Raw genomic sequence first — 19587 nt, forward strand, 5'->3', positions numbered from 1 at the left:
ATCTTTAAAACTCGCTTATTAACCTTGGTGCACTTTTGTTGCGAGGTGTTTATGCCGAGTACCGATTACCAGTTAGGCATCGATGATGATGCTAAACGGGCCTTTGAGATCTTTGCTGGTAACCTGAAACAAGCGCGCAAGGCGCGAGGCTGGACGATTCAAGAGGCCGCCTCTCGGGCGCTCCTGTCGGTGAATGCCTACCGCGCCGCTGAGGCCGGTAACTTAGGCACCGCCGCGGGGGTGTATCTCGCCGCGCTTAATGCCATGGGCTTGGCCGACGCCGTGGCCGATTTAGCGGCGCCACACCGCGACGACATAGGCCGACAGATTCAGTTGGCCAACGCTAAGCTGCGGGGGCGTTAATGGCCTATCAGTCGGCTTACGTCTTTGCTCGGCTCGCCGCTGGTGAGTGCCGCTTGGCCGGTACTATAAGCTGTGCGCCGCCGTTGGCGGAATTTGTCTACAGTAAGTCGTGGCTGGCCGAGCCCGAGGCTTACCCCCTCGATCCGGTAAATTTACCTTTAATAAACCGCACCTTTCGCACCCAAAATCCCAAGGGCACCTTTGGCGTTTTTACCGACGCCGGGCCGGACGATTGGGGCACGCGTATTATGTTGATGCACCATAACAGCAGTCCACAAAACGAAGTCGAGCGTTTGCTGCGCACCAGCGGTGGCGGGGTCGGTTTGCTGGAGTTTAGTTTGTCGCGCAGTTATCCACGCCGCGCCCCCCAGTTGCCCGGTGTCGAGCTGCTCGATGAGTTGGCTGCCGTCGCGCAAAAAGTACAGGCGCACGAACCGCTCACGCCCGAGCAGTTAGCATTAATTGAGCCCGGCTCATCCATGGGGGGCGCACGGCCTAAAGTAGTCGTGGCCGATAACACTAGTCAGTGGTTGGTAAAGTTCTCGCGCCAACAGGATTTGCTGAACATCCCCGCGCTGGAGTTTTTAACCATGGAGTTGCTGCGCGAGGCTGGACTTCGCGTGCCTGCAACCGGGTTGCGCGAGTTGGGCGGTGGGCATCACGCGTTTTTAATTGCGCGGTTTGATCGGCTCACGTGCCAACCGGTGCACTTTGTTTCGGCTAACAGCCTATTTAACACCTCGCGTTTGCGTATGGTGCGCGACTCGCGCAAGAACCCTTACAGTTATATTAACTTGGCGGCTGTTTTGCGCAAACACTCGGCCGAGCCAGTGCAGGATTGTCGCGAATTATTTACCCGTATGCTGTGCAATATTTTGCTTGGCAATACCGACGATCACGCTCGCAACCATGCCATGATGTACTTGGTGGGCGATAGGCGGTGGCGGTTATCGCCGGTATACGATGTCCTGCCAACCTTAGGGGGTGTGCGAGGTCATCAAGCTATGGGTGTGGGCGCGCAAGGCGCCGATGCCACACTGGAAAATGCCCGCTCGCTTTGCCGGCTGTTTTATTTTAGCGATGCCCAAGCGCGCAGCGAGATTGAGCGATTACGCGCGTTAGTAGCTACACTACCTAAGCGCGCCGCTAAGGCGGGAATGGCAGCCGGCGAGGTTCATATGCTTGAGGGTGTGTTAAATCTAGGCGCCTAACGGCGTTGCGGACTTTAATGAATTACCTCGCTATCGATTTATATCGTCTAAACTTATGTAAAGTTTGCCACCTCTGGGTATCTGTTTTATCTCTGCAGGCACTGTTATCGCGGCATCAAACTGTGATGGTGTCGTGATATCAAAGGGTGACGATTTTTGTTGGCCGGTTTTCCCCTTGTAATAACGACGCTGCAGCCTCACCTAATGGCTATGGGCAGCGGTAAGTGCTGCGTTATTTTCAGGTGTTACCTAACACTCTTGCATTGATAGTTTCCGAGGTACGTTATGTCTCAGTCTGCATCAAGCAATCGTCAATTACTGCTTGCCTCTCGCCCCCAGGGCCGACCAACAGTCGACAACTTTACACTGACCGAGGCGCCGCTACCGAAGCCTGCAAAAGGGCAAGTGTTGTTGCGCACGGTATTTTTATCTATCGACCCTTATATGCGTGGCCGCATGAGTGATGCTGAATCTTACGCCGCCCCCGTCGCTTTGGGTGACGTAATGGTGGGTGGTACTGTATCGCGCGTGGTTAGCTCACAGGCAGATGGCTTTGAGTCGGGCGATTGGGTTGTAGGCTTTACCGGTTGGCAAGACTACGCCACCGCGAGCGGTGAAGGCTTAGTAAAGCTGCCGTCAAGTTTGGCCGAGCCCTCTCACGCACTGGGTATTTTGGGTATGCCGGGCTTTACTGCCTACATGGGCTTGCTGGATATCGGTAAGCCGCAGGCCGGAGAGACTGTTGTCGTTGCCGCAGCGACTGGGCCGGTGGGCGCAACAGTGGGGCAAATAGCCAAGATTAAGGGGGCTCGCGCGGTGGGTGTCGCTGGCGGGCCCGAGAAGTGCCGCTACGCCGTCGAGACTTTGGGGTTTGATGCCTGCCTCGATCATAAAGCGCCCGACTTTGCCGAGCAATTAAAAGCCGCCTGTGGCGATGGTATTGATGTGTACTTTGAAAATGTGGGCGGCAAAGTATTCGATGCGGTAATGCCGCTGCTAAACACTAAGGCCCGTATTCCGCTGTGCGGCATGGTTTCTATGTACAACAGCACCGGCTTGCCCGATGGCCCGGATCGTTTGCCGCTTTTGATGGGCACGCTGTTGAAAAAGCGTGTCAGTGTTAAAGGCTTTATCGTGTTTGACGACTACGGCCCCGAAATGCCCGAGTTTATGCAGCAAATGAGTCAGTGGTTAAGTGAGGGCAAAGTTCATTATCGCGAACAGCAGGTAGAGGGGCTAGAGCAAGCGCCGCAGGCACTGTTTGATGTGCTTGACGGTAAAAACTTTGGCAAGCTCGTGGTGCGCGTCGGCCCTGACGAATTAAGCTAATGACGTTTATGCTTGCGTCCAATTAAGCGGTTTAAATAATGGCTTTAATGAAACAAGGAAATCCAATGACGCTTATCGTAAGGGTTTTGCTGGCTGTATTTTGCCTGTTTGCGGCAGTCGCGTGCTATGTTTTCGGGGCTCCGGCGGGTGGCGCGATATTTTTACTCATCGGGCTGTTGCTTGAAGGTTTGTTTTGGTTTGGTTTGCTGGGCCACTGGCGTCAGCAATCTTCGGTGCGGTAGCGTCTTCGGGTGGGTGGTAAATCGACACCACCCGTGCTGGATATCAGGATAAGCGACGGCAGGCTACTATTTTGTCATATACGTTATTTATTTTTATATTCACGAAAACTCAGAGGTAAACATGAAAGTACTAATGGTCCTAACATCGCACGATCAGCTGGGCGATACCGGCAACAAAACCGGTTTTTGGCTAGAAGAGTTTACCGCGCCTTACTACGCGTTTTTAGATGCGGGGGCCGAGCTAACCTTAGCATCGCCTAAAGGCGGTCAACCGCCGCTGGACCCCAAAAGTGACGATCCAGATGGCCAAACAGAAACGACCAAGCGTTTTTCTGATGACGCGATAGCGCAAAAGGCGTTAGCGAATACCCAAAGGTTGGAAAATATTAACGCCGACGATTATGACGCAGTGTTTTACCCCGGCGGCCATGGCCCCTTGTGGGATTTAGCTGAGAGCGCTAAGTCAGTCGCGTTAATTGAGTCTTTTGCAAAAGCGAATAAGCCCCTCGGTTTTGTCTGTCATGCGCCAGCCGTTTTGCGCGATGTTAAAGGCGAAAACGGTGAGCCGCTGGTAAAAGGTAAAAAAGTCACAGGCTTTAGTAATAGCGAAGAAGACGGCGTAGGCTTAACCGACGTTGTCCCATTTTTGCTGGAGGATATGCTTAAAAGTAACGGCGCTGAGTACCAAAAAGGCGATGACTGGCAAAGCTTTGCTCTGGTTGATGGTCTTTTGGTGTCGGGCCAAAACCCGGCCTCATCGGCGCAGGCGGCCAATCTTTTGTTGGCGTTGTTAGCCTAGATATAGAAACTTAAATGTAAATTTTTACCCCAAACCCTGCGTTTAGCCCAAAGGCTTTGCGCGGGGTTAGCGTTTACCGTTACGCGCATCCAGTTCTCGTTGCATATTTTCCAGCATGTTTTCTCCCGTCGAGGATTTCCCGTCACAGTTAGACATATACCAATCTCGCGCAACGCCGCGTTTTTGTATCGCTTGCGCTTTTAAACAACTTTCATAGCCTAACTCCGCAACCGTTGTCCTGTTGGCATTGGTCCAGGTGTGATTGTTGGTGGCGCGCGCCCTTGGCTGTGAAAGCCGTTGTGTTTTTGCCTTGTTAATTTTTTGCTGTAAATGCGGGTGAAAAACCTGATGGTTTGTCGCTGCAGGCGAGGCTGTACCTGTTGTACTGGGTGTTAGGTTTAATAGGTTAGGGTTTGTCGTCTGAAAATTCTTACTGTTTGCGGTATCCGGGGGTAGAGTGACGGCCGGGGTTCGGTCAGAAATCGTAGTGTGTTGAGCTGATACTGGTTCCGGTTCTGGTTGTAGCATCTTTGGGGGTTGAGGTGCCGGAGCTTGTTTGTGTCTGTGCAGGGCGACCTGAATCACCGGCATTAGGTCTTCCATCGGGTTGGCGTCACCCAGTTTTCGCATTTGATGCTCTGGCCAAAAATAAAATGCAGTACCGTGCATTACCACGGAGATCACAAGTGTGACGCTTAGTAACCTAGCATTTTTCGGTTTGGTTGCGGGCTGCTGTGATAGCTCCTTCCCCCATTCAGGCACAAAATTGAGAACTGGTTCTGGCAGTTTTGGTTGCCGCACAAATGGAGGTCGAGTATAAACCGCTCGAAAATAGAGTTGTCGGATATCCATGTCCACAGACATTTAAGGGCGCTCGGTTATTCTTAGTCGCTGCTAAGACAAGCCGAACGAGGGATAGTTTCGATGGATTTGCGGTGGTGCGGTGGAGAAAAATGCCGGTAGGCTATGCTGTATGGTCGTAAGAAAATAAAGTAGCTCGTGCGGCGGTCCGCACGAGCTAGAGGGGCGTTAAAACGTAAATTTAACACCGCCGCCAAAATAATTAACGTCTGCGACATCTATGTCGTAAAAATTGGCCTCACCAATAATGGATAATCGTGGGCTTAGCATATACTCGCCGCCAATACCGTACGCGGCATCGGTGCCGTCGATTGTTTCTGTCTCGCTAAATTCAGTATTGCCTGAGGAGGCGGTTATTTCGGCTTCAAACTCCCAAGCAAAAATACCGGCCTTGCCGTATAGCGAGAACTTTTCAGAGATAGGGATGGAGGCAACAAATGTCGCTTCGGCGCCATAAATACTGATGGTGGCGTCTTCGTCAAAGCCATCAAAATCGAGTTCTTCTTCGAAATCGAATGATCCCAAGTAAGTCGCTCCACCCTGCACAGCAAAGTATTTGTTGATTTGATAGCCAGCTTGCGCACTCATTCCAAGAGCGTTATCCAGCTCGTCCTCATCGGGGGTTGATAAACCGCCAGTACCTCTTACGTAAAAGTCGGCCAGAGCAGATTGTGTTGCTAGGCTTAGTGCGAAGCCTGAGGCGAGTAACCATTTGATATTAAGCATGAGTGTTAACTCCTTGAGAGATGTGCACAAGCATTGTTGCTTACGCTCCTTGGGGCGCGGATTCTAATAAGCTGGACGCATAATTTCAATGGTAAGTTGTGGCGCTTATCGGTTAAGGCTGCATTTAGGCGAGTCGCTGCGCAATCGGCTCCTCGTCTCTAAGCGTTAGCACCTCAACCCCATTGGCGGTCACAGCCAGGGTGTGTTCCCATTGAGCCGATAGTTTTTTGTCGCGGGTAATGACGGTCCAGTCGTCTTTTAAGGTTTTTGTTTTAGCTGAGCCTTGATTAATCATCGGCTCAATGGTGAAAGTCATGCCTTCTTGCAATACTAAGCCGGCACCTGGGCTGCCGTAGTGCAGCACCGACGGTGCCTCGTGCATCTGCTGGCCAATACCGTGGCCGCAGTAATCTCTTACCACGCTAAAACCGTTCTGGTGAGCGTAACGGGCAATGGCGTAGCCTACATCACCCAGTGTATTACCCGGCTTTACTGCGTCAATGCCACGCCATAGCGCCTGGTAGGTGGCGTCGACTAACGTGCGGGCTAAAGGTGTGACATCACCAATGCAATACATTTTGCTGGAGTCCGCGATATACCCGTCCTTTTCCAGCGTAATATCAATATTGACAATATCACCGCTTTTTAATGGTTTGTCTGTTGGCAAACCGTGGCACACGACATAATTGGGTGAGGCGTTTAAGGTATATGGGTAATCGTACTGACCAAGGCTTGCCGGGCGTGCGTTTAAAGCTTCGCGAATATACTGCTCCACCCAGTTGTTAATCGTCATGGTGGTGACGCCTTCCATCATGCGTTTATCCAGCTCGGCAAACACCTGCGCTAACAGTTTGCCGGCACGGCGCATTTTGGCCAGTGCCTCGGGTGATTTTAAAATAATCTCATTCATTGCAACTGCCTCGCGTGAGTTCCGTCCCAGTTAACTCAGCCCGAATCAGTTCGGCAAAGGTTTTATCTTGGTTAAGCTCCGCCAGCCGCCCGATTTTTAGCCAAAACTCCGCCTGTGCGTTAATCGAGCGCTGCATCACGCCGCTGGCGTGGCGCAGCTCGTCGTGCAGTGCGTCGGATACTTTTACGATACCCATGGTGGGTGTGCCTCCAACTGTAAATATGCGAAGTATATATGAATCGTATACTATGGTGTGTGAATAATTGTTTAGGGACGGCGTAGCAGAGGTGTAGATGCGTGTGGCCAGCGGCAGGTGCTATTGCGCCATTGAATGATGATAGTATTCGTACTTCAAAATGATTCTCTTCAGCTGGATCAGGCACAGACGTTCGGCCTGTCTTTAGCAGACAGCCGTGATCAATTTTTACGTGGAGGGAGCATTCATGCCAGTTTGTTTTGATATTGGCGGCACAAACATTCGCTCGGGTTGGCCCGACCAAGAGGGGATTGTGCAAATCGTTAATCAGTGCGCCACACCCGATGCTTCACTAGAAGCATTTTTAACGGTGTTGGTTGCAATGGTGCAAAGCGCCCCAAGCGCGCAACAAGATTTTGTGGCCATTTCGATTACCGGCTTTGTAAATACTAAATCCGGCGAACTCACGATTGCGAATATACCTTATTTAAAAAACCGAAACCTTGCCGAGCTATTAGAAGCGCGCGTGAATGTGCCGGTTGTGGTCGCCAATGATGCGGACTGTTTGGCACTTGCGGAGGCTCATGTCGGTGTCGCAAAAGGTGAGCGCAATGTCTTTGCGATTATCTTGGGTACCGGAGTGGGTGGCGCTTTGGTGCTGAACGGCCAAGTGGTGACAGGCTTTGGCGGAATTTCAGGCGAGTGGGGACACGGTCCTGTTGTCGACCCCACTGCCGGTGGCTTAGTAGAGCATATGGGTTATTTTCAGTGCGGATGTGGCCAAACAGGATGCTTAGATACGGTCGGTGCTGCCCGTGGGATGGAGAGTGTGCATAAAGCGTTAAGCGGCACGACGATCGGGGCAAAGCAAATTTTGCATGGCTGGCGTAACGGTGAGGCTGACGCGGCAAAAACAGTCGAGGTATGCACCGAAATGCTCGCCCGAGTGCTTAGCGTAGTGATTAATACGTTTGGCCCGGGCTCTGTGCCTGCTGGCGGTGGCTTGGCGAACGCGCAGGATTTTATCGCAAAAATCGATGCAAAAGTTCGCGCTATAGTGTTGTCGCAATACGATCGGCCGCTGGTTGTTCAGGCGCAGCATGTGGCCAACGCCGGTCTTGTGGGGGCGGCTTTTTTACGCCCAGATAGCAAGGTGGGGAAGCTGTAAATGGCGAAGGTTATTTTTGAGGTGTGTATTGATGCGCCACAGGCACTTATTAATGCCAAGCAGGGCGGCGCGGATCGGGTAGAGCTTTGCGCTGCATTGGTAGCTGGTGGGCTTACGCCAACACGTGCGCTGATGCGTTTTGCCACGGCCGAGGCCGTGCCCGCCCATGTGATGATTCGCCCACGGGGCGGCGACTTTTGTTTTACGGCCGCCGAAGTACAGCTCATGCTCGATGATATCGCGCAAGCGCGAGATGAAAACATGCAAGGCGTGGTGCTTGGGGCGACGCATCAAGATGGAACACTCGATTTAGAAACATTGGCAAAGCTCGTAGCGGCTGCCAGCGGAATGGACATCACCTTGCATCGCGCGTTCGACTTGACGCCAGATCCATTCGTGGCACTAGAGCAGGCGATTGCGTTAGGCTTTAATCGTATTTTAACCAGTGGCCAACAAAAAACAGCCTTGCAAGGCAAACAGCTACTGGCACGTCTCATCGATAAAGCCGATGGGCGCATCGAGATTATGCCTGGCAGCGGCATTAATGCCGTTAATGTCCGCGAGTTGGCCACACTAATGCCACTGACTTGCGTACATGCCTCGTGCTCGGAGTTTATACCGCAAGCGCCAGAAGCAGCGATAAAACTTGGATTTTGTGCCACTGAGGGGCGGCGGCAGACCAGCCTTGATGTGGTGCAGCGGATGACTGATATTTTGGTTGCGCTTGGGGCTTAGCCTGACCTTTTGCCTATTAAAATGAGTTGCAGTGTCGTTTAAGGTTGTATTGTGCGCCATAGGCGGGTTTTTTAAACTGCCTTCCGCCGCTTTGGCAGATCCCTGCTTAATTACCCTTTTAGTAGGCCTACGTTCGACGGGCTGCTAGGGATAAAAAGTAGTGCTTCGTGGCGGGTTTTAATATGTAGCGTGTCGGCTATACCGGTGCGCCGACAGTGTTAACATTAAGTTACATAATTTAAGAGATTTTGCGTGTAATCTGGTTGCATGTCACTGCATGGTAGGCTGGTTTTTTCAGGGCTTATTTGCAGGTTACGGATCAAACAGCAACATTACAGGGATCACTAATGCGTCTTATCAACTATATTATTATCTTGTCTGTTCTTCTCGTTACTGCGTGTGGCGGTGGGGAAAGCTCTTCCAGCAGCTCGTCATCAGTATCCAGCTCTTCCAGCAGTAGTGAATCTAGCTCTAGCAGTTCAGTGGCGGTTATTTCACCCGAATCTGTCCCAGCAAACCTTACCCTGCAGTTAAACCCGGTAAAACACTTTAACTTTAGCTGGGATGCGGTTGAGGGCGCGGATTACTATCAATTATTTGAGAACGCCGACGGGGCGTCGGGCTTTATTCGAGTGGCCGACAACATAGAGGCCACCAGTTATGACCACGAAGTGGCGCTGTATTTGCGCACCCATGCCAGTTATTTGGTTCAGGCTTGTAATGTCGCCGGTTGCAGTGATGAATCAGAAACGGTGAGTGTGAGCGGTAATCTCGCTGAGGCGGTGGGTTACATTAAGGCGCCGGTAACATTAGGTGCTACGCTCTTGATGAATGATCAGAACGTTTCTCAGGGGTTTGGCGATATCGTAGCGTTATCGGGCGACGGCTCGATATTAGCGGTAGCCACACGTAATGATCTTGGCGGTGTGACGGACACTAGCGAAGATGCAGCGGTGCTTTTTGAGCAGGGGGGAGCGGCGGTCTATGTATTTACTAAAACCGATGCCGGGTGGCAGCAAACCGGCAGTGTTAGCGAACTGAGTGCTGATGTTACCTCGTTGGCATTATCTGATAACGGTGATGTGTTAGCGATCGGGCTGAGAGGAGAAAGCGGTGGTAGTACGGGTATCAATGGCGATGAGTCCGATCAGAGTGCTAGTGCCAGTGGCGCAGTTTATGTATACCGAGACAACGATGGGTGGGAAAAAGAAGCGTATATAAAAGCGTCTAATGCTCGCGCGTCTGATTGGTTTGGCTTATCGCTTGCGCTGTCTGCCGATGGGGCGACACTCGCGGTAGGTGCACCCGCAGAAAGAGGCCTTGCCACAGGAGTTAATGGCGATGAAGCGTTGCGCGATAGCGCCTCTTTTTTTATTGGTGCTGCCTATGTTTTTACCGATGGTGATAATGGCTGGGAGCAAGAAGCCTATGTAAAAGCCATCGGAAGTGGAACAGAGCCAGAAACTCAGTTTTTTGGCGATGCGGTAGCGTTGACGGCAGATGGCTCGTTACTGGCGGTTGGCGCGAGGCGCTCAACCTTTACCGCCGGGGCGCCAGAAGGTATCCGTTATAACGGTGTTCACCTCTACCGAAAAACAGCTGGCCAGTGGCGAGCTGACACTATCGTAAACTCATCCGAGCCTTCACTTGGTTCGAATTTCGGTACTTCAGTAGCACTTTCTTCTGATGGAGCCGTACTTGCAGTGGGGGAGGATACCCTTGGGGCATTTTCTGACCTTGACCTTTTTAATAAAGGGAGAGTCCATACTTATGTTCAGGTCGATGATCAGTGGGTTTTCCAGACGATATTGCAGCCCGAAAATGGAAACAAGTTTAATCAGTTTGGTCATAATATTGCGATGTCTAGTTCGGGCGATTTAATCGCTGTATGCGCTCCTAGTGATTACGGCGATTCGGTAGCACTAGAACCTGACTCGGGCGCGGAGACGCTGTCTGAAAGTGGAGCCGCTTATGTTTTCACCGAGCAAGACGGTGAGTGGTTGCAGCAGTCGTTTATTAAAGCCCCAAACCCCGATAGTGGTGATTATTTTTGTGGTTCGTTAGGCTTGAGTGCTAATGGCTCGACACTGGCGGTAGGCGCGCGTGGTGAAAGCGGGTCGGCAACGGGTGTTGGTGGTGATATGAATAACGACGCTAGTGGTGCTGGCGCGGTGTATATGTATTAAAGTGGCGGCAGGGTATATAACCGGCTGAGTGGGGTGCGGTTCAGTGATTCCATTCGCGAATGTTTTGTGCTGCCAAAGACGACTTACGGCTGTACACTTTTCGACTTTTCCTTCGGCCGCCGGGTGGGTGGCTGAAGGAAAACCGGTTGAAGGTTCAGCCGTCGTAAGTTGTTTGGTACCTAGAATAATAGAACGTTGCACAAGCTATGATTAAGCGGTGAGAGCTATTTTAGTTGGAGCTACCTCATTGACATAATGTTTATATTTTTTTCTGGCCAATCAAGATGCAAACGCACGTTGACTTAGATTGAGCTAGAGCCTCAGGGTTGGTTTGTACTAATTTATTCCGAGTTATGGTCGTTAATCTTTTGATTCTTTTTTTACTAATTTAAATAGCGCCCGGCTCAAATACCCTATATTTACGTTTGGGTGAGATGAGTCTAAATTGGGTTGGGCGTTATTTTTGGGTTTGTTCAGCTAGCGAAGCAAATCTTTTAGGTCTACGTTCGTGTTAGAAACGTCGGCTTTTTTGGGTTGCTTTTTGTCGGCAATGAATTTTGTGCCTACCACATAGGCTTTGGCATTGTTAACGGCGTCTACGGCGAGTAACTCGTCGTCTTTAAAATACCACGTAGAGAATTTGTGTTGGCCGTTTTCGCTTTCGTCGCGTTTGATGATGTTGTTGTAGCCTTGAGATAAACCTACCATTTGCAATTTGACGTCGTATTGATCAGACCAAAACCAAGGGAGGGCGTCGTAATCGGCTTCTTTGCCAGTCAGTGCTTTGGCGGTCGTTTTAGCTTGGTCGACAGCGTTTTGTACGGACTCTAACCGCAAAAAGCGGTCGTAGTGTTTGTTGTGGTGGTAGGTACAGTCGCCTATGGCGTAAATGTTAACATCGCTGGTGCGGCAAGAGGCGTCTACCTTAATGCCGTTGTCTATTTCTAGCCCTGCCTCTTCGGCCAGCTCTTGATTGACCCGAATACCCACGCCCATGACTATAAGATTCGCAGGGTAAATTGAGCCGTCGGAGCAAACGACTTCTTGAGTGTCGGCTGTTTGGCGCAGCTCTACCACGTTTTTCTCGGTGTGAATTTTGACATTATTATCCGCGTGCAAGCGATGAAAAAACTCGGACATAACTGGCGCGGTTACCCGGGCTAAAATACGCTCTTCACGCTCTAATACTGTGACTTTCGCGCCCATTTTTTGTAGCGATGCCGCGGTTTCTAAGCCAATGTAGCCGCCGCCGATAATCACAACGTGTTTGCTGTCGCTTTGCGCGAAGGCGCTGCGAATCTGATTGACATGTTCCGCGGTACGCATTGGGAATAAATGCTTAACGCTGTCGATGCCTTTTATGGGCGGGATGATAGGCCGCGCACCTACGGCGAGTACGAGCTTGTCATAGTGTTGGCTGCTGCCGTCTTCAAAATTTACCAACTGTTGGTGATGGTCGATGGCGGTGACCGTATGGCCCAGATGTAGCTTTATGCCGTTGTCTTCATAGGCTTTGAGCGACTTTAGCAGGATTTTTTCTAATCCGGCGTCGCTCAATAAGTGTGCTTTGGACAAAGGCGGACGGTGATAGGGCGGGTTGGGGTCTTTATCGATAACGTGGATATCACCACTCCAGCCCTCTTTTCGTAGGGCAAAAGCGAGGTTAACGCCGCCGTGACTGGCGCCGATAATAATGCAAACATCGTTGCCGGATTGTGGGTTTGTCATGGCGGCTTCCTTTTTATTCGTGGGCGACGTGCAATACGATGCCGTCCAGTTGGTCGGAGATATCGATCTGACAGCACAGGCGGCTGCGCTCGTTGGCCGCATCGTCGAGCTCAAGCATGTCTTTTTCTATTTCGCCTGCCTCGCCGACACGTTCAAGTGAGGTGGGGTCTACGTGTACGTGGCAGGTAGCACATGAGCAAACGCCGCCGCAGTCACCATCAATGCCCTGTACACCGTTTTGTACCGCCAGCTCCATCACAGAGCCCGCTTCGCCCTCGCAGACTATGGTTTCGTTTTCGCGAGTAATAAAAGTAATTTTAGCCATTTTTTGTGCCTCGGTATCCACGGTTGATTGATTTGTAAGGCGTTACGCAGGGTGAAACGCTACGTTCAGAGAGTGATAGCCCACTTTGCGCTCAAACTCGCCCCATTGCTCGATGTTTTCGTCGGCGCTTAGAAAGTCGATATGATCGACGCGCTGGCATAGCTCATCGATCAGAACTTGCATAATTGTGCGAGCGTGGGTGGCTCCCAGACAATTGTGGGTAGCAAAGCCAAAAGCCACATGGGGGTTAATCTTTCGGTCTAGTACTACCTCGTTGGGGTTTTCAAATACGGTCTCGTCGCGATTGGCCGAGGCCCAGCAAAGCGAGATGCGGCTGTCGGCTGGCACCGCATGCTCACACACGGTTGTGTCTTCGGTGGTAACCCGGCCCATATGGGTTAAAGGTGAGAAGTAACGAATTAGCTCTTCGATTGCGCGGGTTCGAATCTCCGGCTCATCGCGTAAACGCTTAAGCGATTCTGGATGGTCAGCGAGGTAGGCCAGGGTATTAGTGACCATATTGATTACGGTGTCGCGGCCACCGGCAAAGGTCAGAATAATAATGCCTTTGATTTGCTCGCGGCTGAGTCGTTCGCCATCCACCTCGGCCGCCAGTAGGGTTGAAAACAAATCCTCGCTGGGGTTGATTTCGGCTTCATCTATTTTCTGCTCAATGTAATCGTACAGCTGCTGCGCTTTACCGGCATCCAGCGGGTCGTCTTCGCTGCGAAACACATGGGTGCCCCAACCGATAAAGGTCTCGGCTTCGGCCTCTGGCGTGTTCATCAGCAGCGTCAAGGCGCGCGACTGTAGCAGTAGTGAGAAACCGTAGATGGCTTCTATGCTGTCTTGCTGGTTTACGTCATGTATTAGTGTACGGATTTGCTCGCGCAGTTTCTCGCGATAGTCGTCTTGCAGTGGGCGTTTAAACCAAGGGTCTAACAGCGCACGGAAGCCACCGTGCTTGGGAGGGTCTACCTCAAAGGGGATTTGCCGGGTATCGCGAATATTCACCTCAGAAGGCACGACAATACGGCCCGGAGTGGCTTCGGAGGAGTAGGTTTTCCAGTTGTGAGCGCATTTGCGTACATCCTTTAAACGCAGCACCATTTTAACCGGATCGCTCTGATCGTCGATATCACTCACGCCCTGTTCTACACGTGCTTGTTTAAACGGGTCTGGGTGGTTTGATGGCTTCACGGTTTGCCCTCCGTTCATTATGGGAGCCCTTTTGTGGACAATGTCATATTAATGACATCTTATGGCAGGTCTTTAGTGCTATATAGGGGTTCTTTGGCTAAAAATATTAGAAATATGCTCATTTAGCCCTGGTGGCGATAATCGTTCAGCATTTGTACGAGTTCGGGTGCTATGCCTAGGTAAATAGCGGCGTGTATAAAAAGCTCGGGGGAGACACTTGGGTCGTTTTCTGCCATGCGTAAGATGTCGTTGCATGATAGCCCAAGTTGTGTGGCGAGGTGCTCCGGGCCTGTGGCAGGCTGCTCTGCCAGGTGGCATTTAAGTGTCAATGAAACGCACTGTAATAGCTCGGGGTTCATCGTGGTTACCGCTTTATTGTTATGGAAAGGCAGCCCCTGGGGGCTGCCTTAAAGTTTACAGTGTATTAAGTGCTTGCTCCGACTCGTAAAGTTCCAACACCGCTGAGCTAACGTAGCCGCCGTTATCGCTGAAGTTCAGTGTTAGTTTATTGCTGGAGGCAAGTAGTTCGAGTGGTACGGGTATCTCTAAAGTACCAAAAAAGCTCTGGCGTCCTTTGCCGTCCAGGTATTGATCGTCGCCTCGGATATCGTTGGGTACCTCAAGGCTCTGGCCATTAAAGCTGATGCTTGGTTTTAGTGATAAGCCGTGGTTGCGACCGACGCTGACTCGCAGTGTCAGCTTGCCAGCGGCGGGTGGGCTGAGCTCATTAAAGGCAAACTCGATGTTCTCCCCGGCGCTAATGGCTTGCTTGTAACGGTCGGCATAGATGTAGCGCTTATTTACGGTATTAACGGCCTCGCTAACCTGGCTGTTAAAACTAATGACCATACTGGCCTCGGGCCCCAGAGTGATGGCCGAGCTAAAATCAGCTAGCGAGCTGTGCTCGATTACCGGAGTGCGCTGGTTTTGCGTAGCGCCGTTGTCACCTAGATAGAGGTGTTTTATTTCAATGTTTTGGGTTGAGAGACCGTCGGGCAGATTGAGGTTAAAAGTCTGCTCGTCAAAGTCTAGGTTGGTAAGTACCACATAGTGAGTGTCGCCATCGACATAGGCATCGACTAGTAGATCGCGATCGGAGCTGGCGGTGTACAGGCGCTCGCCTTTAACGTCTTGCCACAGTGCGAAAAAATCCACCAATTCTGAATAAACCCACTCTTCACCGGTTTCTCCTTCACCCTCTTTTTTCTGGCGCATTAGGCGCGAGGGGTAGGGCACATCGGCGGATTTACGCCCCCACTCGGCTTTAACCGTAAAAAAAGGTATCGCCATTTCGATTTGGTCGGCGCGCTGCATAAACTGCATCATCATCGCGTTGGCTGACTTTACAATCAGCCAGTCGCGGTAGGGTACCCAAGGGCCGTTATCCAAGGCGTGAGTTTGTGCGCTGTACTCAGAGATCAGCAGTGGTTTTACCTCACCTTCGGTCATCACGCTGTATTGGTTGAGCATGTCGAAGGTGGCCTCAAGGTTCGAGCCTTTGCGGTAGCGCTTAACTAAGCTGCCACCGTCACCACCGGGGAAGATCGGGAAGTCGTAAAAGTGAAGCGATATAAAATCCATGTTCTCGCCCGCGATATCCATAAACAGCTTGTCTCGCTCTTCCCAGCGCTGAAAGTTGTCTTTTTCAAAGTCCGGGAAGGCCGCGGTGTAACCGCCCAGCAGCACATCGGGATTGAGCTTGCGCACGGCGTCGGCCACGGCGTTGTGGAATGCAAAAACCTTGGCAGGGTCTTCGGGATTGTCGGCGGCGGTCACAAGATCGTACAGCGGCTCGTTCATCACCTCTAGGTACTTGGGCTTTGGTTGGCCCGCCTCGCCCGCGCTTTGACGGAAGTAGTTAGCCAGAAACAAGCCCATATAGTCGCCAGTGGCGGTGCCAAACGGCGCTTCAGGCGTATTGGCTTGAGAAAGTGCCCAGCCCTGGCCGGTTAAGGTGCCGTCGGGCCAGTAGGGGTGTTGTTGTGCGGCCACCACCATCTGGCTATTGCGGTGCTCTTGGGCTCGCTGTTGTTGGCCTCGCTCGTCGGTACGGAAGTCGTACCAGCCTGTGGTTTCCCCACCAATACGCTCCGCATCGGTGGCGCTGGCGTAGTCTGGTCGCAAAGGGTCCTCGGCTATTTGCGATAGTTGCCAAGCCATGCTGCCAGTGTCTCGGCCAAAGTACACATCATAGGTCTCGACAAACTCGGGCATTAGGGCGTTGCCGCCTACGCTCTCGTCATTAGTACCCAACCACCAATCATTTTCAGTGTGAGAGGCGTGCAGGGTAATGAATTTTTCGCGCTCAAAGGTGGTTGAGTCCCCAATATGCAGCCGACTGGTTGGGTCGACAAGTACCTGAGTATGGCTAACACTTGAAGAGCTAGAGCTAGAGCTAGAGCTAGAGCTAGAGCTAGAGCTAGAGCTAGAGCTAGAGCTGGAAAGGCTGCCGTTACCGGAACCTCCGGAGCCCGACGAGCCGCCGCAGGCGGTTAGCGTAAGGCTGCAGGCGATCAACGCCGATAAATAGAGCGCTTTGTGGGAGTGGATAGTCATAGATACCTCTTAGGATGATCGACGCGCTGCGTCGGTGCATTTATTGTGATTATGTTTACCCAGGCGTGGGTGGTCGGTTGGACCGTACCTCCCTCTGTTCTTTTATTTTTGTGCTATTTCAATAAAAACGATTATTTTGCTATAGCACTAAGTGTATAGTATATTGTATACAATCGCCAATGTGCGAGCGTTAAAGGCAGGCGCGTAAGCCGTGCCAGGCGCTTACGCGTTATCCATAATAATTAGGCTTTGGTAACTTCTATGACCTCCTATCAGTTTGCCGCTATTCGTTATGCCGCCATTGTGGCTTTTGGTGGATTTATATTCGGCCTGGATGCCGCGCTAATTTCAGGGGTGGTGCGGGATATCACCGAGGTGTTTGACCTCTCTGCGTTTCAGGTGGGGTTGGTTGTGGGCTCGCCCGGGTACGGGGTGTTGTTTGCCTTGTTTCTTGCCGGCTATTTGGCCGATAAATTAGGCCGCAAAAAAACCTTACAGATTATTGCTTCGTTATACGTTGTTTCGGCCGTTGCCTCGGCCATTGCCCCTAGCTACGAGACGCTGGTGGCGGCACGATTTTTAGGCGGATTGGCATTTACCTCATTATCGTTGGCCTCTATGTATATCGGTGAAATTGCCCCGCCCAAAGCGCGTGGCAAGCTGGTTGCCATGAACCAAATGGCGATTGTGGTGGGCTTGTCGGCCGCATATTTGTCGGTGTTTGCGGTTCACTGGATCTCAGAATTGCAGCTCTCGTGGGTCAGCGCGCTGATGATCGATACGCAAACTTGGCGTTGGATGCTGGGGGTTGAGATTCTCCCCGCGTTGATTTGGGTGTTGCTGCTGTTCTCGATTCCCGAGAGTCCGCGCTGGCTGGTGTTGCGCGGCCGCATCGATGAGGCCGAGGCGGTGATGGCAAAGTTGGTGCCGCCAGCGGAGCTTGCCCTAGAAATGCAAGGCGTTCGCGAGAGCTCAGCTCATGGCCACAAAAATCACAGTGTGTGGCATCAGTTGCAGGACTTATTTTCTCCTAACGTTCGCAAGGCGCTGATTATTGCAGTGGTGATTGCGTTCTTTCAGCAAACGGTGGGTATTAATGCGGTGATGTTTTACGCGCCGATTATTTTTGAGCAGGTGGGTCTCGGTACCAACGCGGCCCTGTTTAATGGTGTTTATATCGGCCTAATTAGCGTGTTGGCTACGGCGTTGGCGCTGGCACTTATCGACAAGCTCGGGCGCCGGGCTTTGATTATCGTTGGTCTGGTGGTGGCGGGGGTCAGTCTGCTTTCGTGCGCCTGGGCGTTTAGTCAGGCCACTTATGGTCTGACGGGCGAGACATTGGCGAGTCTGGCAGAGCACCTTGATGTATCGAGCCTGCAGGCGCTTCAGGGGGTGACCTTCGACAGCGATCTAAGCTTTAAAGCGGCGCTGGTTGAGCAGCTTGGCCCGAAAGTGGCCCGCGATAACGAGGCGGTGCTGTTTCAGTATGCGGCCAATATGAATGCCACTGTGATCTTGTTTGGGGTGTTGGCCTTTATTGCTGCGTTCCAGTTTTCTATCGGGCCGGTGATGTGGGTACTGTTTTCTGAGTTGTTCCCTATTCATGTTCGTAGTGTGGCGATTCCGGCCATGGCGTTGGTGGCCAGTATCGTCAGTGCCATGGTGCAGCAGTTGTTTCCGATTCAGCTTGAGGTGATGGGCTCGTCGGGGGTGTTTTTTACCTATGGAGTGAGTGCCGTGCTCGCTTTGATACTGCTTGCCTGGCTGATGCCTGAAACCAAAGGTAAGAGTATTGAAGAAATTGAGCAAATGCTTGCGGCAAAATAAACATTCACATTGTTGACAATATACAATGCTTGGGGGTAGTCTGTGAGTATAGTGGAGAGTACGGGTAATTCGATGAAAGATCTGGTGGTGGAACAAACACAGCAAATCGCAAGTGCAACGCAATGTATTGCTGAGGTAAATGTGGAGTACTATCGGGTACCTCTAAAAGAGGTGCTTGCCGACGCTAAGCACGGGATGCATACACACTTTGAGTTGGTGCTGTGTCGAATCGTCTGTGACGACGGGCTTGAAGGTGTGGGTTACACCTATACCGGCGGTAGTGGTGGTCGCGCCATTTATTCGTTGTTGGCAGATGAGCTGGCGCCAATGCTAAAGGGTATGGATGCAGGCAAAATTCAGGCGGTTTGGGAAAAAGTTCAGTGGCACTTGCACTATGTGGGGCGCGGTGGCTTGGTGAGTTTTGCCCAGTCGGCGGTTGATATCGCGCTGTGGGATATTCGTTGTAAACGCCTTGAGCAGCCGCTGTGGAAAGTTGCCGGTGGATTAAGCAACAAAACTCGCTGCTACGCGGGCGGTATTGATCTGAATTTCACCCAAGAGAAACTGCTGGCGAACATTCAATCCTACCTGGATCGCGGCTTTAAAGCGGTAAAAATTAAAGTGGGTAAAGAGGATTATCGCGAAGACGTTGCGCGTGTTCGTGCGGTCCGTGAGCTGATTGGTCCGGACATTACCTTCATGGTCGATGCGAACTACTCTATGACAGTTGAGGGGGCAATTCGCTTCTCAAACGCGATCGCGGATCAGGACGTTACATGGTTTGAAGAGCCGACTATTCCCGATGACTACCAAGGTTACGCACGTATTGCCGATGCGACCGATATCGCATTGGCCATGGGCGAAAACTTACACACCATTCATGAATTTACCTACGCCATTGATCAAGCAAAACTTGGCTTTGTACAGCCCGACGCCTCCAATATCGGGGGGGTTACCGGTTGGTTGGCCGTAGCCAATTTAGCGCAAGCGCACAACTTACCCGTGTGCAGTCACGGTATGCACGAACTGCATGTTTCATTGATGGCGTCACAGCCCAATGCTGGGCAGCTAGAGGTTCATTCCTTCCCGATTGACGAGTACACCAAACACCCCCTTAAGTTGGATGCCGATGGTTTGGCGGTAGCCCCCGACATACCGGGCACAGGGGTAGTGTTTGATGACGCACGGCTAAAAGATTATTTAATTCACTCTTCTAATTGAGGTT

Annotated in this window: 18 protein-coding genes; 10 read left to right on the forward strand and 8 right to left on the reverse strand. The window is 51.7% G+C overall.

The annotated features are described in order from the left end of the window. The first annotated feature begins 51 nt into the window (after positions 1-51). From ACGHAD_RS06455 to ACGHAD_RS06475, 5 genes are all read left to right on the forward strand, one after another. Positions 52-363, forward strand: coding sequence for a helix-turn-helix domain-containing protein (locus tag ACGHAD_RS06455; protein WP_382416292.1), 312 nt, complete (start codon positions 52-54; stop codon positions 361-363). Further along, entirely contained in the window at positions 363-1574 is a 1212-nt protein-coding gene (locus tag ACGHAD_RS06460; protein ID WP_382416290.1) for a type II toxin-antitoxin system HipA family toxin, read from the forward strand. The genes ACGHAD_RS06455 and ACGHAD_RS06460 overlap by 1 nt, the downstream gene beginning before the upstream one ends. A 285-nt stretch (positions 1575-1859) precedes the next feature. Further along, positions 1860-2903: an NADP-dependent oxidoreductase gene (locus tag ACGHAD_RS06465; RefSeq protein ID WP_382416289.1), complete on the forward strand. Its 1044-nt coding sequence runs from the start codon at positions 1860-1862 to the stop codon at positions 2901-2903. 65 nt (positions 2904-2968) lie between these two features. Beyond that, positions 2969-3145: a hypothetical protein gene (locus tag ACGHAD_RS06470; RefSeq protein ID WP_382416287.1), complete on the forward strand. Its 177-nt coding sequence runs from the start codon at positions 2969-2971 to the stop codon at positions 3143-3145. Between the two features lie 121 nt (positions 3146-3266). Then, a complete protein-coding gene (locus ACGHAD_RS06475) occupies positions 3267-3944 on the forward strand; it encodes a type 1 glutamine amidotransferase domain-containing protein (protein ID WP_382416285.1) in 678 nt (225 codons plus the stop codon). 66 nt (positions 3945-4010) lie between these two features. Here ACGHAD_RS06475 and ACGHAD_RS06480 read toward each other — a convergent pair whose 3' ends face one another. The 4 genes from ACGHAD_RS06480 to ACGHAD_RS06495 all read right to left on the reverse strand — a co-directional run bounded on the left by ACGHAD_RS06480 (position 4011) and on the right by ACGHAD_RS06495 (position 6637). Then, positions 4011-4808 carry a hypothetical protein gene (locus ACGHAD_RS06480; RefSeq protein ID WP_382416284.1) on the reverse strand — a complete coding sequence of 266 codons (798 nt, stop codon included), beginning with the start codon at positions 4806-4808 and terminating at the stop codon, positions 4011-4013. Positions 4809-4973: 165 nt separating this feature from the next. Further along, the gene (locus tag ACGHAD_RS06485; protein WP_382416282.1) at positions 4974-5531 is read right to left on the reverse strand and encodes a porin family protein; all 558 of its coding nucleotides are present in this window, start codon (positions 5529-5531) and stop codon (positions 4974-4976) included. A 124-nt stretch (positions 5532-5655) separates the two neighbouring features. Continuing rightward, positions 5656-6441 (reverse strand): type I methionyl aminopeptidase, encoded by a 786-nt coding sequence (gene map, locus ACGHAD_RS06490; RefSeq protein WP_339616103.1) that lies wholly within the window; start codon positions 6439-6441, stop codon positions 5656-5658. Continuing rightward, positions 6434-6637, reverse strand: a complete 204-nt coding sequence (locus ACGHAD_RS06495) for a ParD-like family protein (RefSeq protein ID WP_382416279.1) — start codon at positions 6635-6637, stop codon at positions 6434-6436. Before ACGHAD_RS06495 ends, map begins: the two co-directional genes overlap by 8 nt. Before the next feature lie 247 nt (positions 6638-6884). Between ACGHAD_RS06495 and ACGHAD_RS06500 the strand changes: the two genes are divergently transcribed. The 3 genes from ACGHAD_RS06500 to ACGHAD_RS06510 all read left to right on the forward strand — a co-directional run bounded on the left by ACGHAD_RS06500 (position 6885) and on the right by ACGHAD_RS06510 (position 10726). Continuing rightward, positions 6885-7805 (forward strand): ROK family protein, encoded by a 921-nt coding sequence (locus tag ACGHAD_RS06500; RefSeq protein ID WP_382416277.1) that lies wholly within the window; start codon positions 6885-6887, stop codon positions 7803-7805. Continuing rightward, positions 7806-8540 carry a copper homeostasis protein CutC gene (locus ACGHAD_RS06505; protein ID WP_382416275.1) on the forward strand — a complete coding sequence of 245 codons (735 nt, stop codon included), beginning with the start codon at positions 7806-7808 and terminating at the stop codon, positions 8538-8540. Between the two features lie 347 nt (positions 8541-8887). Next, positions 8888-10726, forward strand: a complete 1839-nt coding sequence (locus tag ACGHAD_RS06510; RefSeq protein ID WP_382416273.1) for a hypothetical protein — start codon at positions 8888-8890, stop codon at positions 10724-10726. Between the two features lie 477 nt (positions 10727-11203). Here the strand turns inward: ACGHAD_RS06510 and ACGHAD_RS06515 are convergent, their stop codons facing one another. From ACGHAD_RS06515 to ACGHAD_RS06530, 4 genes are all read right to left on the reverse strand, one after another. Then, positions 11204-12454, reverse strand: coding sequence for an NAD(P)/FAD-dependent oxidoreductase (locus ACGHAD_RS06515; protein WP_382416271.1), 1251 nt, complete (start codon positions 12452-12454; stop codon positions 11204-11206). 13 nt (positions 12455-12467) lie between these two features. Continuing rightward, a complete protein-coding gene (locus ACGHAD_RS06520) occupies positions 12468-12779 on the reverse strand; it encodes a 2Fe-2S iron-sulfur cluster-binding protein (protein ID WP_382416269.1) in 312 nt (103 codons plus the stop codon). Positions 12780-12821: 42 nt separating this feature from the next. After that, positions 12822-13979 carry a cytochrome P450 gene (locus tag ACGHAD_RS06525; RefSeq protein ID WP_382416267.1) on the reverse strand — a complete coding sequence of 386 codons (1158 nt, stop codon included), beginning with the start codon at positions 13977-13979 and terminating at the stop codon, positions 12822-12824. Positions 13980-14393: 414 nt separating this feature from the next. After that, positions 14394-16535 (reverse strand): agarase, encoded by a 2142-nt coding sequence (locus ACGHAD_RS06530; protein WP_382416265.1) that lies wholly within the window; start codon positions 16533-16535, stop codon positions 14394-14396. Positions 16536-16796: 261 nt separating this feature from the next. Between ACGHAD_RS06530 and ACGHAD_RS06535 the strand changes: the two genes are divergently transcribed. Further along, complete coding sequence (locus tag ACGHAD_RS06535) at positions 16797-18362, forward strand: MFS transporter (protein ID WP_382416264.1); 1566 nt, start codon at positions 16797-16799, stop codon at positions 18360-18362. A 42-nt stretch (positions 18363-18404) separates the two neighbouring features. Then, a complete protein-coding gene (locus ACGHAD_RS06540; protein ID WP_382416262.1) occupies positions 18405-19583 on the forward strand; it encodes a mandelate racemase/muconate lactonizing enzyme family protein in 1179 nt (392 codons plus the stop codon). Positions 19584-19587: the final 4 nt, after the last annotated feature.

This window comes from Gilvimarinus japonicus (assembly GCF_042847215.1).
GTDB classification, from domain to species: Bacteria; Pseudomonadota; Gammaproteobacteria; order Pseudomonadales; family Cellvibrionaceae; genus Gilvimarinus; species Gilvimarinus japonicus.